18 protein-coding genes and 1 pseudogene are annotated in these 15,175 nt (G+C 64.5%); 9 read left to right on the forward strand and 10 right to left on the reverse strand.

What is annotated here, in order from left to right; translation table 11 throughout:
• Positions 1–70 precede the first annotated feature (70 nt).
• The 4 genes and pseudogenes from RH90_RS01155 to RH90_RS24680 all read left to right on the forward strand — a co-directional run.
• Complete coding sequence (locus RH90_RS01155) at positions 71–661, forward strand: cold-shock protein (protein WP_081476977.1); 591 nt, start codon at positions 71–73, stop codon at positions 659–661.
• An 8-nt stretch (positions 662–669) separates the two neighbouring features.
• Positions 670–1,161: a DUF192 domain-containing protein gene (locus tag RH90_RS01160; protein ID WP_010183357.1), complete on the forward strand. Its 492-nt coding sequence runs from the start codon at positions 670–672 to the stop codon at positions 1,159–1,161.
• 42 nt (positions 1,162–1,203) lie between these two features.
• The gene (locus tag RH90_RS01165; RefSeq protein WP_010183359.1) at positions 1,204–1,596 is read left to right on the forward strand and encodes an NADH:ubiquinone oxidoreductase subunit NDUFA12; all 393 of its coding nucleotides are present in this window, start codon (positions 1,204–1,206) and stop codon (positions 1,594–1,596) included.
• Positions 1,597–1,781: 185 nt separating this feature from the next.
• Positions 1,782–2,015 (forward strand): annotated as a pseudogene (locus tag RH90_RS24680) (DUF2155 domain-containing protein); the annotation flags it as partial.
• 35 nt (positions 2,016–2,050) lie between these two features.
• Here RH90_RS24680 and aat read toward each other — a convergent pair.
• From aat to RH90_RS01200, 6 genes are all read right to left on the reverse strand, one after another.
• Positions 2,051–2,791: a leucyl/phenylalanyl-tRNA--protein transferase gene (gene aat / locus RH90_RS01175; RefSeq protein WP_010183361.1), complete on the reverse strand. Its 741-nt coding sequence runs from the start codon at positions 2,789–2,791 to the stop codon at positions 2,051–2,053.
• Positions 2,788–3,513 (reverse strand): ParA family protein, encoded by a 726-nt coding sequence (locus RH90_RS01180; protein WP_010183362.1) that lies wholly within the window; start codon positions 3,511–3,513, stop codon positions 2,788–2,790. Before RH90_RS01180 ends, aat begins: the two co-directional genes overlap by 4 nt.
• A 79-nt stretch (positions 3,514–3,592) precedes the next feature.
• Positions 3,593–3,970: a hypothetical protein gene (locus tag RH90_RS01185; protein WP_010183363.1), complete on the reverse strand. Its 378-nt coding sequence runs from the start codon at positions 3,968–3,970 to the stop codon at positions 3,593–3,595.
• 101 nt (positions 3,971–4,071) lie between these two features.
• Positions 4,072–5,376: a Y-family DNA polymerase gene (locus tag RH90_RS01190; RefSeq protein ID WP_010183364.1), complete on the reverse strand. Its 1,305-nt coding sequence runs from the start codon at positions 5,374–5,376 to the stop codon at positions 4,072–4,074.
• A gap of 150 nt (positions 5,377–5,526) precedes the next feature.
• On the reverse strand, positions 5,527–6,375 hold the full coding sequence (locus RH90_RS01195) for an ATP-grasp domain-containing protein (protein WP_010183365.1): 849 nt from the start codon (positions 6,373–6,375) through the stop codon (positions 5,527–5,529).
• 5 nt (positions 6,376–6,380) lie between these two features.
• On the reverse strand, positions 6,381–7,805 hold the full coding sequence (locus tag RH90_RS01200; RefSeq protein WP_010183366.1) for an aldehyde dehydrogenase family protein: 1,425 nt from the start codon (positions 7,803–7,805) through the stop codon (positions 6,381–6,383).
• Between the two features lie 113 nt (positions 7,806–7,918).
• Here RH90_RS01200 and RH90_RS01205 point away from each other — a divergent pair, with 113 nt between their 5' ends.
• Positions 7,919–8,893, forward strand: a complete 975-nt coding sequence (locus tag RH90_RS01205; protein WP_010183368.1) for a quinone oxidoreductase family protein — start codon at positions 7,919–7,921, stop codon at positions 8,891–8,893.
• Here the strand turns inward: RH90_RS01205 and RH90_RS23250 are convergent, their stop codons facing one another.
• A complete protein-coding gene (locus RH90_RS23250) occupies positions 8,894–9,328 on the reverse strand; it encodes a hypothetical protein (RefSeq protein WP_029624942.1) in 435 nt (144 codons plus the stop codon).
• 10 nt (positions 9,329–9,338) lie between these two features.
• Here RH90_RS23250 and RH90_RS01215 point away from each other — a divergent pair, with 10 nt between their 5' ends.
• Entirely contained in the window at positions 9,339–9,974 is a 636-nt protein-coding gene (locus RH90_RS01215; protein ID WP_010183371.1) for a pseudouridine synthase, read from the forward strand.
• A gap of 12 nt (positions 9,975–9,986) precedes the next feature.
• On the opposite strand, the gene RH90_RS01220 is transcribed toward RH90_RS01215, so the two are convergent.
• Positions 9,987–10,595 (reverse strand): flavodoxin family protein, encoded by a 609-nt coding sequence (locus RH90_RS01220; RefSeq protein ID WP_010183372.1) that lies wholly within the window; start codon positions 10,593–10,595, stop codon positions 9,987–9,989.
• 246 nt (positions 10,596–10,841) lie between these two features.
• On the opposite strand from RH90_RS01220, the gene RH90_RS22400 reads away from it, so the two are divergent.
• From RH90_RS22400 to RH90_RS24570, 3 genes are read left to right on the forward strand one after another with little or no spacing between them, the layout of a single operon-like run.
• On the forward strand, positions 10,842–12,152 hold the full coding sequence (locus RH90_RS22400) for an AAA family ATPase (RefSeq protein WP_010183373.1): 1,311 nt from the start codon (positions 10,842–10,844) through the stop codon (positions 12,150–12,152).
• Positions 12,145–12,441, forward strand: coding sequence for an RloB family protein (locus RH90_RS24720; protein WP_037492591.1), 297 nt, complete (start codon positions 12,145–12,147; stop codon positions 12,439–12,441). The genes RH90_RS22400 and RH90_RS24720 overlap by 8 nt, the downstream gene beginning before the upstream one ends.
• On the forward strand, positions 12,423–12,791 hold the full coding sequence (locus tag RH90_RS24570) for an RloB domain-containing protein (protein WP_332306570.1): 369 nt from the start codon (positions 12,423–12,425) through the stop codon (positions 12,789–12,791). The genes RH90_RS24720 and RH90_RS24570 overlap by 19 nt, the downstream gene beginning before the upstream one ends.
• 354 nt (positions 12,792–13,145) lie before the next feature.
• Here the strand turns inward: RH90_RS24570 and glnA are convergent, their stop codons facing one another.
• Both glnA and RH90_RS01235 read right to left on the reverse strand, forming a co-directional pair.
• Entirely contained in the window at positions 13,146–14,567 is a 1,422-nt protein-coding gene (gene glnA, locus RH90_RS01230; RefSeq protein WP_010183374.1) for a type I glutamate--ammonia ligase, read from the reverse strand.
• Positions 14,568–14,662: 95 nt separating this feature from the next.
• Positions 14,663–15,001, reverse strand: a complete 339-nt coding sequence (locus RH90_RS01235; protein WP_010183375.1) for a P-II family nitrogen regulator — start codon at positions 14,999–15,001, stop codon at positions 14,663–14,665.
• Positions 15,002–15,175: the final 174 nt, after the last annotated feature.

The following is a 15,175-nucleotide window of genomic DNA, read 5'->3' on the forward strand; positions in this document are numbered from 1 at the left end:
CGGCCCCAATAGCGGAAGACTTTGCCTTGCGCTTGGACCATGCTATTCATAGTCGCCGGGGGTAGTGAAGATGCGCAACGAAACGATTCCGGCGCTTGGGGCTCTGGATCGAAGAGACGAAACCGCGCGCGGGGACGCATCGGCGGCGCCCCCAGCGCGAGTCTATACCGGTGTGCTCAAGTGGTTCGACATGACGCGCGGCTTCGGCTTTCTCGTCGCGGACGATGCGTCGGTCGGTGACATCCTGATCCATTTTTCGGTGCTGCGGCCGCACAATCGTCGCAGCCTGCCCGAAGGCGCACGACTCGAGTGCCTCGCCGGGATGCGCGATCGCGGCCTGCAGGCGACCGAAATCCTCTCGATCGACCTGACCAACGCGATCGAGCCGCTGCAGCGGTCGCGCGGTGAATCGACGCGTGGCGAGATTGGCGGCCTGCTCGACCAGGCCGGACCGTTCGAGCCGGTCAGCGTCAAATGGTTCAATCGGCTCAAGGGCTATGGTTTCCTGATGCGCGACGGCGATTCGGGCGATATCTTCGTCCATGTCGAAACGCTGCGCCGCGCAGGGTTCAGCGAAGTCGAACCCGGCCAGCGCCTTCGCGCGCGGATGGTCGCGGGCGACAAGGGGCCGCTCGCGGTCGCGGTCGAAGCGGAAGGCTGAACGGACTGATGAAGGGTGCACTCGCGCGCGCCGCGGCGCTCGCTCCGCTCTTGGCGATCGCGGGATGCGATTCGGCACCGTCGGCCGCGCCCACCGAGGCGCCGGCGGGGACGATCGCGCTGACGATCGCCAGCGCGAGCGGCGCGCATCGCTTCGCAGTCGAGGTCGCCAAGACCGAGGACGCGCAGCAGCGCGGGCTGATGTACCGCACCGACATCCCGCGCGACGGCGGGATGCTGTTCGCGCCCTATCCGCCCAAGGGCCCGCCGCGCGAGGCGAGCTTCTGGATGAAGAACACGCCGAGCCCGCTCGACATCGTGTTCATCCGCCCCGACGGCACGATCGCGCGGATCGCAGAGAACACCGTGCCGCAATCCGAAACGCAGATCCCCTCGGGCGAGCCGGTCAGCGCGGTGCTCGAGCTGCGCGGCGGTCGCGCGCTCGATCTCGGGATCAGCGAGGGCGATCGTGTCAGCTGGCCCGGGCGCCCCGCGCGGTGATCGCGGTTGAAGGCGGCGCGAGCCCGCGCTAAGCGCTACGCCATGGGCATCAATCTCAATCCTTTCACCTGGTGGACCGGCGCGAGCTGGGGCACGGCCTTCGGTCTGCGCGGCAAGGCGCGTGTCGGCGAGGATTCGCTCGGCAACGTCTATTACGAAGGCGGCGCCGATACCGCGGGCAACCCGCGGCGCTGGGTGATCTATAACGGCGTCAACGACGCCAGCCGCGTACCGCCCGAATGGTTCGGCTGGCTGCACCATCAGGTCGCCGATGTACCTGCGCGCTCGCTGCCCGCACCGCGCCCGTGGCAGATCCCGGCCGAGCCTAATCTGACCGGCACGCTCGCCGCCTATCGGCCGAGCGGTGCGCTCGAAAAGGGTGGCGTGCGCGCCGCCGCGACGGGCGATTACGAAGCCTGGACCCCCGACGCGTGATTCGCCGCGCGCTGGCGGGTGTGGCGCTGGCGTCCCTGGCGTTGAGCGGCTGCGGCCCGACCAAGACCGCCGCGCCGACGCAGCAGCCGACTCCCGAGACGGCGCTCGACGCTGATACCAGCGCCGCCAACATCGTCACCGTCGATGTCGCCGGTGGGGTCGACCCGAGCTTCGGCGCGACGCCGATGGCGCAGCGCGTCGCGACGCTCGGCCTGCTCAACAAGCGCAACGGCGTCGCGCGCGACGTGGTGCTCAAGCCCGGCAATTCGGTGCGGATCGGCGATGTCGTGATACGGCTGCGCGCGTGCGAGCAGACCGCGCCGTGGGAGCAGGAGCATTACACCGGCGCTTTCGTCCAGCTCGACGTGCAGGGCACCGACAAGGTGTGGCGCCGTCCGTTCTCGGGCTGGCTGTTCAAGGAACGGCCCGCGCTCAACGTCGTGCCGCACCCGATCTACGACGTATGGGTCAAGAGCTGCGCGATGACTTTCCCCGAAGGCGGCCCCGAATCGGTCGCAGCGGGCGGGGCGGGCGATTCGAGCGGGAAGCCGCGGTCGAGCGCAAAGAAATCGGCGACTCCCGAAGACGAAGGCGACGAGCCGGTCGCCGAGGACACTGCGGGCGACAGCAACGCGAGATAGGCCGCGCGGCTGATCTCGACCGCGCCCAGCGAGGCAAGGTGATCGGTCATGAACTGGCAGTCGAGCAGGCTGAACCCGCCGACGCGCAGCCGCGCGACAAGCCATGCGATCGCCACCTTCGAAGCGTCGCGCGCGCGGCTGACCATGCTTTCGCCGAAAAAGGCGTGGCCGAGCGCAAGTCCGTACAGCCCACCCACCAGCGTCTCGCCGTCCCACACTTCGATCGAATGCGCGAAGCCGAGATCGTGGAGCGTGTTGAACACCTGTTCGATCGGCGTGTTGATCCAGGTGTCGGGGCGGTCGTCGGCCGATTCGGCGCAGAGCTGGAGGATCTCCGCAAACGCCTGGTCGGCGGTAACGCGGTAGCGCTCGGCGGCGATCGTCTTGCGCAGCGACTTCGACAGATGGAAGCCGTCGAGCGGCAGGATCGCGCGGTCGTTGGGCTCGACCCAATAGACTTCGTCCATATCGCGCCCATCGGCCATCGGGAAGACGCCGACCGAATAGGCGCCGAGCACGAGGTTCGGGTCGAGCGTCGTGACGCGCGGCCTCACGCGGCGAGGCGGCGCTCGATCGCCTGCCACAATTGCGCGAACGCCTGCGCCCCCGCAGAGCGCGGCGCGAAGCTGCCGACGGCGGCGCGGCGCACGGTGACTTGCTCGACCTGGCTCGCCATCGGGATGACCGGCCAGTCTGGGTGGCGGGCGAGCGCCTCGGCGTGGAGCTTGCGGCGGCGGTCGACCATCGAGTGGACCGGCATGACCTGCACCTTGGCACCGAGATGCTTGACTACTTCGGCGAGCGCGCGCTCGGACAAAGGCGAGGGGATGACGGGGACGACGATCAGATCGGCGGCGCGCATCACCTGGTCGCTCGTCTCGGTCAGGCCGGGCGGGCAATCGAGCAGCACGCGGTCGTAATTCTTGCGCAGGCCGACGAGCAGTTTCTGCAGGCGCTTTTTTTTGTCGAGCTCGTGGAACAGCAAGTCGAGCCCGCGCAGCGAGGCGTCGGCGGCGAGCAGGTCGAGCCGCGGGACCGCGGTCTGCTCAATCAATTTCTCGGGTTCGACATCCTTGGCGAAGACCGATTGCGCTTGATCGCGGACCTTGCTGCCGGCGGGGCGGTTCGACAGGAGGAAGCTCGACGCCGCCTGCGGATCGAGATCCCATAGCAGCGTGCGGCGCGACGACAGCGTGGCCGCGCACCAGGCGAGGTTGACCGTCAGCGTCGTTTTGCCGACGCCACCCTTGAGGCTGTAGATCGCGATCGTCGACATGAAGGGTCCTTATCGTATCGAACGACCCATCGTGGCCAATGGCGGCGGGAGAGGCAAGGTTTGGGGGCTTTAAGAAGGATTACAGGTCGCAGAGCTGCGCGGGCTTGCCGGGCTGGGTCAGCGTGACCGCCTTGGGGTTGCCGGTCAGCACATAGCCGTCGGCCTTGAGCGGGTCGCCGGCCTTGTCCGCGGTGAGCTTGACCGGGGTCGCGTCGGGCTTGGTCTTGACCAGCACCTGCTTGTCGCCCTCGAAGAAGGTGACGTAGACAAGGCTGTTGTCTTTGCAGCGCAGCGTCGCTTCGGACTTGATCGCCGGCGGCAGCTCGACCGGGGCCTTGTTGGCGAGCACCGACGCCATCGGGTCGGGTGCGACCGAGGTCACTTCGGTCGGCTTGCTGTCGCAGGCCGAAAGGGCAAGGAGCGCGAACGCGGCGGCGGGGAGGAGTCGAGTGGTCATGCCACAGGCTTCGCGCACGCAACATTGTGCGTCAAGAGGGTAGTGTTAGCGCGGCCTTCACTTTCTCGCGTTGCAACAAATTGGTCATCTGAGGTTCATCTTCATTCATGGAATTCGTCGAGATCGGGGATTCTGCCGAAGGCGATCTTGGTCCCGATCCGGTCGATTCGCTCGCCATGCTGCGGGCCGAGGCTGACCGCATTGCGCCCGAACTTCTCGTTGATCCGGTCCATCGCGCGGCTGAGCGCGAGCGTCCGCGTCTCGCGCGCGAGCGGATCGTCGGCGTCGAGCAGGCCGAACAGCGAGTCCTGCTCGCCCGACACCGGTTCGATCTCGGCGAGCGTCACGCCGACCATGCGGATCTGGAAATCCCCCGGCCGTGCGCGTCCCGCCGCAACGAGTCGCGGGAAGAGCGATTCGAGCGCGGCGAGGACGACAAAGCTGTCCTGCGTCGCGGGCAGCTTGACCGAGGTGCGCCAGGTCGATTTGTCGTCCTCGAAGCGCGCGTGGAGTATCAAGAGGCGTGCGCGGCACTGTTTGCGGCGCAACCGGCTGGTCGCCTTGAAGGCGAGCCGGCGCGCGGTGAGGCGGACCGGCACGACGCCGCGCTTGCCCGGCGACAGGACGTGGCTGTGGCCGATGCTGCGGCTCTGCGTCGCCTTTTCGGGCAGGTCGACGCCGTGGAGTTGGTACCACAGCCGATCGCCATTGGTGCCGCCCCAGGCGGTGCCGGCGTCACGCGGGCGGCGTTCGCAATATTGGCGGATGTCGTTGATGCCGTCCTGCGCCAGACGCCGCTCCATCTTGGCGCCGATCCCGGAGATGTCGCGTAGCTGGAGGTTGTAGAGTCGTTGCGGCAGGTCCGCCGCGTCGAGCACGACGAGCCCATCGGGCTTCTGCAGGTCGGAAGCGAGCTTGGCGAGCAGCCGATTGGGCGCGATACCGACCGAGCTGGTCAGGCATTCGCCGACATTCGCTCTGATTGCCGCCTTGATCCGCTTGGCGAGCGCGGTCGCGGCGGCGACGCTGTTCTCATTGTCGAGCAGGCGGCAGGCGACCTCGTCGATCGAGCAGACCTTGGTGACGGGGATGTGATTCCAGATCTCGGCGACGATCGCCTCGTGGAATTCGACATATTTATCGTGGCGTGCGGGGACGACGATCAGCTCGCGGCACAATCGTTTCGCTTCCCATACCGGCGTGCCGGTGCGGATACCGTAGCGCTTGGCCTCGATGCTCGCGGCGATCGCGACGGTGGTGTCGCTGTGGACGGGGGCGACAAGGATCGGCTTTCCGCGGAGCTCGGGCGCGAGTTGCTGCTCGACCGCGGCGAAATAGCTGTTGAGATCGAGAAACAGCCAGCGCAGCGGGCGCGGCGGGAAGGCGAGCGCGTCGCGTGCCGACATGGGTGCGGCGTGCGGGGACGCTTCTACCGGCCGCGTTTCCGCACCATAGGAATCGTCGGGGCGGGGCGCTCGCGACTCGAAGGCTGGCTCGAACATTTAGAGAACATAGCAGCAAGCGGGCGAGCTTGGAACCACCCCGCCACGGACGTGCTAGCCTTGCGCGTCGAGCCGCCGAACGAGCGCTTCGACCAGCAAGGCCGGAACTTCGGGCGCGAGCGCGGGGTAAAGATCGGGCTCGATCGCCTCGACCTCCATCACCGCGAGCCGGCCGTCGCCGCGCCGTAGCAAGTCGATCCTGACGTAGAGCGGCACCGCGGGAAGCCCCGCCAGCACCGCGTCGAACACGCCGCGCGCCTCGGCATCGGGGTCGTAGCGGGTGAAGCGCCCGCCGAATTGCGGCTGGATGCGGAAGTCGCCCCCGGTCGCGACTTTGCGCGCAGCGTGACTGAAGCGGCCGTCGATCGCGAACAGCGACAGTTCTCCCTCGCTTGCGATCGCCGGGAGGAAGGGCTGGACGATCGCATCGTCGAGCCGTGCGACCGGGTCCCCGCGCCGCACGCGCACCGTCGCGTGGCTCCCGGCCGAGATCTGCGGCTTGACCACCAGTTCGTCGCCGCCGAATTGTTCGAACGCGGCGGCTATATTCGTATCGTCCGCAACGCCGAAGCGGCTCGGGACGATCGGGATCCCGGCCGCCTCGAGCGCAAGCAAATAGGTCTTGCGCGTATTCCAGCCGAGCAGCGCGGGCGGGTTGAACAAGGGCCGGTCCGACGGCCACGCCGCCAGCGCCGCATCCCAACGCGCCACATCGAAATGATAGCCCCAGGCGAACAACGCCAGCGCGGCATCGCCGTCGCCGGGCGCCGCATCCCATGGGCACGGCGCCACCGCCGTCCCGGCAGCGGCGAACGCCGCGCGGTACGGCGCGAGTGCGCGCTCGGCCGATGCCGCATAGGCGCTGCCCGCCTGCGGCATCAGCACATCGATCCGGCGCGGCATCCTGCTCAGGCCGGCGCGCCGACCACGGTCTTTACTTCCATGAAGTCGGTGAGGCCGAACTTGCCGTTCTCGCGGCCATTGCCCGATTGCTTGTAGCCGCCGAACGGCGCGTTGCCGTCGGGGCTCCACGAGTTGATCGTGACGAGTCCGGCGCGCAGCCGCGGCGCGACCTTGGCGGCCTTGGCGGGATCGCCCGAGATCGTCGCGGACAGCCCGTAGGGCGTGCCGTTGGCGATCTGCACCGCTTCGTCCTCGTCGTCATAGGCGATCATCGTCGCGACGGGGCCGAACACTTCCTCCTGCGCGATGCGCATCTCGGGGGTGACGTCGATGAACAGCGTCGGCTTGATGAAATAGCCGGCGTTGCGCCCGTCGGGTCGCCCGGTGCCGCCGGTGACGAGCGTCGCGCCCTCGTCGATCGCCGACTGGATCAGGTCCTGGATCTTGTCGAACTGCGCCTTGTTGACGACTGGGCCGATATGCGCGCCCATCACCGACGGATCGCCGACCTGCGTGCCCTCCATCATCGCCTTGACGATGCCGGTCGCCTCGGCGACTTGGCTGGTGTGGACGAGCAGCCGCGTCGGCGCGATGCAGCTCTGCCCCGAATTGGCGAGCACGCCCTGGACGGTCGGGGGCAGCACGGTGGCGAGATCTGCGCCCTCGAGCACGAGATTGGCCGCCTTGCCGCCAAGCTCCTGATGCACGCGCTTGACCGTTGCAGCGGCCGACTGCGCGATCGCGATTCCCGCGCGGGTCGAGCCGGTGAAGCTCACCATGTCGACGTCCGGGTGCGCCGACAGCGCCGAGCCGACGCCCTTGCCGTCGCCGTTGACGAGGTTGAACACGCCCGGCGGAACGCCTGCAGCATCGAGGATCTCGGCGAGGATCACCGCGCAACCCGGCGATTCCTCGGAGGGCTTGAGGATCATCGTGTCGCCCGCGGCCAGTGCCGGCGCGACCTTGGCGGTCACCTGGTTGAGCGGCCAGTTCCACGGCGTGATCATCGCGACGACGCCGAGCGGCTCATGCACCACCTTCGACCGGCCGAGCTGCTGCTCGAACTGGAAGGCGTTGAGCGCCTTGAGCGTGGAAATGAAATGCCCGAGCCCCGCGGGGACCTGCGCGGCGGTGGCGAAGCCGATCGGCGCGCCCATCTCGCTGCTCACTGCGAAGGCGAGGTCGGGGATGCGCTTCTTATATTCCTCGATGATCCGCTCGAGCAAAGCCGCCCGCTCGGCGACGCTGGTCTGCGAATAGCTATGGAACGCGGTGCGCGCGGCGGCGACCGCGGCGTCGACGTCGGCGGCGGTGCCGAGCGTGATCTCGGTGCAGGGCTGCTCGGTCGCGGGGTCGATCACGTCATGCCGCGTGCCGCCCTGGCTCTCGACCCAGGCGCCGTTGATATAGTGCTTGAGATAGCTCTTCATCGCCGCTCTCCACGTTTCTGGTTTTCTGCTAGGCGCGATAAATGGCGCGGCGCGAGATCGGTTGCAACCCGAAACGCAGATCGCCGGTTGAGCGCCCGAGCAGGAGACGAGACATGGCACGCATCGCACGCTTCACCCGCACCGGCGGCCCCGAGGTGATCGAATGGGTCGATACGGACCTGCTCGATCCCGGTCCCGGCGAAGTGCGGATGCGCAACACCGCGGTCGGGCTCAATTACATCGACGTCTATTATCGCACCGGCGTCTACCCCGCCAAGCTGCCGAGCGGGCTCGGCTCCGAAGCGGCGGGCGTCGTAGAGGCGGTCGGGGAGGGCGTCACCGGTTTCGCGCCCGGTGACCGCGTCGGCACCTTCGGCCCGACGCTCGGCGCCTATGCCAGCGCGCGCAACCTGCCCGCGCAGACGCTGCTCCGCCTCCCCGACGATATCGACGACCGCACCGCCGCCGCTTTGCTGCTCAAGGGCTGCACCACCGAATTCCTGGTCGAACGCTGCGCCAAGGTGCAGGCGGGGCAAACGGTGCTCGTCCATGCCGCGGCGGGCGGGGTCGGGCATCTGCTCGTCGGCTGGCTAAAGGCGATCGGCGCGACCGTGATCGGGACTGCGGGGAGCGAGGAAAAGGCCGCGCAGGCCAAGGCCGCCGGCGCCGACCATGTCATCCTCCACAAGCGCGAGGACATCGCGGCGCGCGTGCGCGAGATCACCGACGGGAAGGGCGTGCCGATCATTCTCGACGGCGTCGGCATGGCGACGTGGGAATCGTCGCTCGCCAGCGCTTCGCCGCGCGGGCTGATCGTCAGCTATGGCAATGCCGGCGGCAAGGTGACCGGGGTCGATCTCGGCGTGCTCGCCGCGCACGGCTCGCTGTTCGTCACGCGGCCGACGCTGTTCAGCTATTACGCGACGGCCGAGGAGCGCGCGGCGGGGACCGAACGCCTGTTCGCCATGCTGCGCAGCGGCGCGATCAAACCCGAGATCGGCCAGACCTTCGCGCTCGAGGACGCCGCCGCCGCGCACCGCGCACTCGAAGCCGGCGAAACGCGCGGGGCAAGCGTGCTGACGGTGTGATCAGCCGGCGGTCGCGTGCTCGGCGCGATCGCACAGCGCGCGGATCGCCACGTCCTGCGCGGCGATCTGCTCGCGCATGTGGCGCATCATCGCCAGCCCGGCGAGCCGGTATTCGGCCCAGCGCGCATCGATATCGGCGTGCGCCCAGGTGCGCTGATAGGCTTGATAGTCGAACCCGAGCTTGATGCAGTCGGCCTTGAGCGTGCGCACCATCGCCGCGGCGGGGCCGCCCGCGCGCAGGATCGGGTCGATCAGGTCGCGCTGCAGCGCGATCTCGAGCGCATGGAGCGCCGCGGTCAGCTCGCCGCGGAACGGCGCGAGCGCGGTCCACGAGCCGGCATCGCGGCCGCCGAGATGCGGGCGGGCACGATCGAGGATCGCGAGGATGTCGGCATGCAGCCGATCGAACTGGTCAAGCAAGGCAACGGTGCTCATAAGGCCGACCGTGCCGCGCAAATCTGAACAATTTCCAACCGCGAGGCGGCCGCGAAGCGCCGCCCGCCCCGAGCGCGCCGCGCGCCCGCGGGGTACGCGCTTGATCGCGTTCAACAAACCGTACGACGTGCTGTCGCAATTCACCGATGCAAATATTTCTGCAGGCCGGCGCACATTGTCCGATTTCGTTGCTGTCCCCCACGTCTATCCCGCCGGGCGACTCGATCGCGACAGCGAAGGGCTGTTGCTGCTGACCGACGACGGCCGGTTGCAGGCGCGGATCGCCGACCCGCGCTTCAAGGCACCCAAGACCTATCTCGTCCAGATCGAGGGCGAGCCCGACGCCGCCGCGCTCGACCGGCTGCGCGGCGGCGTGCTGCTCAACGACGGGATGACGCGCCCCGCCGAGGCCAGGCGGATCGACCCGCCCGCCTTGTGGCCGCGCGATCCGCCGGTGCGCTTCCGCAAGAGCGTGCCCGATTGCTGGATCGAGCTGACGATCGCCGAGGGCCGCAACCGCCAGGTCCGGCGGATGACCGCGGCGGTCGGCCATCCGACGCTGCGGCTGGTGCGCTGGCGGATCGGCGACTGGTCGCTCGACGGGCTCGCGCCGGGGGAATGGCGCGATCTGCCGCACCCCGGCTGAGGCGGCGAAGGCTCAGCCCGGATAGGGCGTCGCCTTGAGCAGGCCGGCGAGATGCGCCGCATTGCCCGCGACCATCTTGACGGTCTTGGCGACCATCTCGGGCGTCTCCTTCAGATCCTTGAAGTCGACCGAGCCATAGGCCTCGCCGACCCAATAGACCGCCCCGACCGCCGGGATCGTCCAGCCGGTGTCGTTGAGCGACTGGAACAGCTGCGCGGTCGAGAAATGCGCGCCGTCCTCATTGCCGACGATCGCCGCGACCGCGACCTTCGAAGAACTCGGCATGCGGCCCTGCTCGTCGGTTTCGCCGAGAAAGGCGTCCATCCGTTCGAGCACGCGCTTGGCGACGCTGCCGAGCTGGCCCATCCAGACGGGGCCGCCGAAGACGAGGATGTCGGCGGCGAGGATCTTCGCGCGGATCGCGGGCCAGGCGTCGCCATCGCCTTCGTCCGAGCTGACGCCGGGCTTCACGTCGTGCGCGGCGATGCGGATCGTCTCGGTCAGTTCGACGTCGCGCTCGGCGAAGGCGGTCTTGAGGAGGCCGATCATCACGTCGGTCGAGGAGGCCTCGCTGGCGTCGGCCTTGAGCGTGCAGTTGAGGGCGATGGCTTTGAGCGGCATGTGCGGGTCTCCCGGGGGTTGGGGGAGGAACGCGGGGCGGGGGGATTTTCTCCCGCCGGGGGTTAGGTAGGTGACATGGGGCGGCGTGTTTGCGAGCGTGCTCTCCGCGCTCCCAGAACCCCTAATCCAGATGTAAGGGACAAAAGGCAGCAGTAATCTGGACAACCAGTCTTTTTTCGTTAGTATCGATTTGGCAGTATTTTTGCGCGAAATCTGCACCGGACGCCTCAAGGCGAGACAGAAAACATGATTATCGATTTTTCAGCAACAAATTTTCGTTCGTTTTTGGACGAGCAGACAATAAGTATGAATGTTGAGGGCGGACGAAGCCGTCACTTGACGAACTACGCCACAATCGAAAACGAACGGCTGGCGATCCTTCGATCTGCTGCGATCCTCGGAGCGAATGCGTCGGGTAAGTCGAATGTTTTGATGGCGATATCTGCCCTGCGTTGGATCGTGGTATCCTCTGGGGGAAGGAAGGACGGCCAATCGATTCCGACGTACGAGCCGTTCCGGCTGTCTGAGACGTCAAAAAAGAGTCCAGTTGTCTTTGAGGTAGAGTTCGTAGTCTCTTCGGGCCTTCGTTATCGATACTATGTCTCGTTTCTCAAAGAGAGAATAATCGAGGAGAAGCTTTTTTCGCTATCCCGTCGTTCCAGAGCTCTAGTATTCGAGCGTGGGGCTGAGGATACTTGGGAGACTTTGAAGTTTGGTGGAACATACAAGGGGGGTAGTAGGCGTTTTTCTTTTTTTCCGAACGCATCATACCTTTCAAGGGCCGGGAATGACGCTTCTGCGCCGGAGTTCGTGAGGGAGATATACAACTATTTTCGAGATTTTAATTACATTCCAGCAGGCAATCGCCTCATGTCCTCAAAGGCACTTTCTCGCGATTCAACCATGAAGGCCGTCAGCGATCTTATATGTCTTGCCGACACGGGTGTCGCGAAGGTCACGATGGAAGAAAATGAGAAGGCGGGAGATTTGCGACTTCCGGAGGGCATGCCAGAGGATATCAAGGAAGCGATTTTAGAACAAAACAGCATGACCGCGAAATTTTGGGTTAAGACTCAATCTGGCGAATTAGTTTCATTTGAATCGGAAGATATGTCAGATGGAACTGTAAGGCTGTTGGAAGTTTTACCGGTGATTTTGAAAGCGTTTAGTCGCGGATCTGTCTTAATGATGGATGAGATGGATGCTCATTTTCATACTGATTTGGTAGATTTAGTTCTTAAACTATTTCATGATGAAGAAATAAATGCTAAGAATGCGCAGTTGATATTTACGACTCATGACACTAATGTGCTAAACTCTGAATCTTTGAGAAGAGACCAGATTTGGTTTGCAAGCAAATTGGATGGTTCTTCTTCTTTGAGAAGCTTGGATGAGTACGACAAGCGACTGGTCCGACCAGATAGCCCATTTGAGACATTCTATCGGGATGGACGCTTAGGTGGATTGCCCAGAGTTTCATATGCCAAAGTGAAAAACACGATCTTGCGCGCATTGGATGGTTTTAAGAACTTGGAGCGGAACTCGGTCGATGCCTAAGCCTCGGAAGCCAGCCAATCTAACCCCGCTAAAAACGCTTCGGATATTTTGCGAAGGAGCAAAGACTGAGCCAAATTATATTAACGGCTACATCGAGACGCTGGATCCCTCATCGCGTAAATCCGTTGTCGAAGTCGAGAAGACGAAAAAAAACACAGCTATACAGCTCGTAGAAGAAGCTATTAAATCTAAACGCTCTGTCAATGCCCTGCCGGGTGACGAAAACTGGGTTGTCTATGACCGAGAGTCGGCAGTAAATACTCAGACAAACTGCATGCTGAAGCGATGAGGAAGGCGGACGGCGCCGGGGTAAAGGTGGCGCTTTGTAACGTATGCTTTGAATACTGGATCCTCCTGCATTTTCTCGACACAGATGCGCCATACCAAAGCTTTGAGGATTTAATTAAGCGAAGCCCCTTGAATGGCGCAGTCAAAGAGGCATGTGGCTGCAACTATGATAAGGCATCTCGTTCATTATTTGAGCATCTGAAAGAGCGCGTCCCAGTTGCGAGGGAAAGAGGAAAGCGCCTAAATGAACGCGGAAAGAGTAGTGCCGCTAACGCGAAAGATAAAAGCTATCATATAAACCCCTACGTAGGCATTGTTGAGTTGCTCGATGCGATCGATGCTTTCGACTAGACTTCGCTGTGCTGCGTTAATAATCAAGAGCCGCTGGCATAAGAATTTGCATAGCAGAAACTATTTTATCCTCGGCCTATCTAGTCACATTTCCCACACAGCGCACCTAGGCGGCAGGTACCTAAACAATTTCGAATCTGGCTTTCGCTGCACTTGAGGGGCTGTAAGCGTGTCCGCGTATTCGTGACCACACAGCGAAACAGAAAAAGGGCGCGCGGATCCCTCCGAGCGCCCTCTCCATAATTCCCGCCGTGGCAAAGCCACGTCGTCGGTCCTCGCTGTAGCGAGGCCGGCCGACAGCTCCTGTGGGGACTTCGGCTTCGCCTTGTCCCCACCGGCCGCCGGCGCGGCGGCTCAGTAGCTGTAGTACATATCGAACTCGACGGGGCTCGGCGTCATCTCCCAACGCTTCACGTCTTCCATCTTGAGCTCGATATACGACTCGATCTGGTCCTTCGAGAACACGTCGCCCTTCAGCAGGAAGTCGTGATCCGCCGCCAGCGAGTCGAGCGCCTCGCGGAGCGAACCGCAGACGGTCGGAACCTCGGCCAGCTCTTCGGGCGGAAGATCATAGAGGTTCTTGTCCATCGCCTCACCCGGGTGGATGCGGTTCTGGATGCCGTCGAGGCCCGCCATGAACAAAGCCGCGTAGCACAGATACGGGTTGGCCATCGCGTCGGGGAAGCGCACTTCGACGCGCTTCGCCTTGGGGCCGGTGCCGTACGGGATGCGGCACGAGGCCGAGCGGTTGCGCGCCGAGTAAGCGAGCAGCACCGGCGCTTCATAGCCCGGGACCAGGCGCTTGTAGCTGTTGGTCGTCGGGTTGGTGAAGGCGTTGACCGCCTTGGCATGCTTGATGATGCCGCCGATGAAATACAGGCACATGTCCGACAGGCCGGCATAGCCGTTGCCGGCGAACAGCGGGCTGCCCTTGTCCCAGATCGACAGATGCGTGTGCATCCCCGAGCCGTTATCTTCCTTGATCGGCTTGGGCATGAAGGTGACGGTCTTGCCATACGCCTGCGCGACGTTGTGGCAGACGTACTTGTAGATCTGCATGCGATCGGCGGTGACGGTCATCGTGCCGAAGGTCAGGCCGAGCTCGTGCTGCGCGGCCGCCACTTCGTGGTGATGCTTGTCGCAGGGGAGGCCCATTTCGAGCATGGTCGAGACCATCTCGCCGCGGATGTCGACCGCGCTGTCGACCGGCGCGACCGGGAAGTAGCCGCCCTTGGCGCGCGGACGGTGGCCGAGATTGCCGCCATCATAGCTGGTGCCGGTGTTGGTCGGCAGCTCGATATCGTCGATCTTGTAATAGCTCGTCGAATAGCTGTTCTCGAACTGGACGTTGTCGAACATGAAGAACTCGGCCTCGGGGCCGATGAAGATCGTGTCGCCGATGCCGGTGGTCTTGAGATACGCCTCGGCGCGCTTGGCGGTCGAGCGCGGATCGCGCGCATAGAGCTCGCCGGTCGACGGCTCGACGATGTCGCAGACGAGGATCAGCATCGGGGTGGCCGAGAAGGGGTCGGTCCAGATCGCGTCGAGATCGGGCATGAGGATCATGTCGGACTCGTTGATCGCCTTCCAGCCCTCGATCGAGGAACCGTCGAACATGAAGCCGTCGGTCAGCTCGTCTTCGCCGACGACGCCGGCGACCATCGTCAGATGCTGCCATTTGCCCTTGGGATCGGTGAAGCGCAGATCGATCCACTCGATCTCCTGCTCCTTGATCATCTTCAGTACGTCGCTGGCCGTATTCGGTGCCTTAGCCATAGTCCCCACGCCTTTCGTTTCGAATAGTCTGCCCGAGTGGTTCGGGAATCGTGTGTCGCCCGGATGTTTACGCTGTCATGGAATGTTGCGCCGCGTCAAATCGCGTCCTCGTTGCGCTCGCCGGTGCGGATTCGCAACGCGGTTTCGACGGGGATGACGAAAATCTTGCCGTCGCCGATGCGGCCGGTCTGCGCCGCCGCGGCGATCGCCTCGACCACGCGGTCGGCCATCGCGTCTTCGACGACGACCTCGAGCTTCACCTTGGGGAGGAAGTCGACGACATATTCGGCGCCGCGATAGAGTTCGGTATGGCCCTTCTGGCGGCCGAAGCCCTTGGCCTCGGTCACGGTGATGCCGCTGACGCCGACTTCGTGCAGCGCTTCCTTCACTTCATCGAGCTTGAACGGCTTGATGATCGCCTCGATCTTTTTCACGCTTGCTACGCCTCCCGCTATGCCGGGTGACCTTACAACAACCGTGCCAGCCGCGCGAGGGGCGGATCTGCGGCGAAACCCGCCGGCGGGGCGGTCCGGCCTTGCCCAACGAACGGGCAGTGCGCCGCAGCGTGCCGGATTGGCGGGCAGTCGTACCGATCGGTCGTGGGGGGC

The organism is Sphingomonas sp. PAMC 26605, from assembly GCF_000241485.1.
Taxonomy (GTDB): Bacteria; Pseudomonadota; Alphaproteobacteria; order Sphingomonadales; family Sphingomonadaceae; genus Sphingomonas.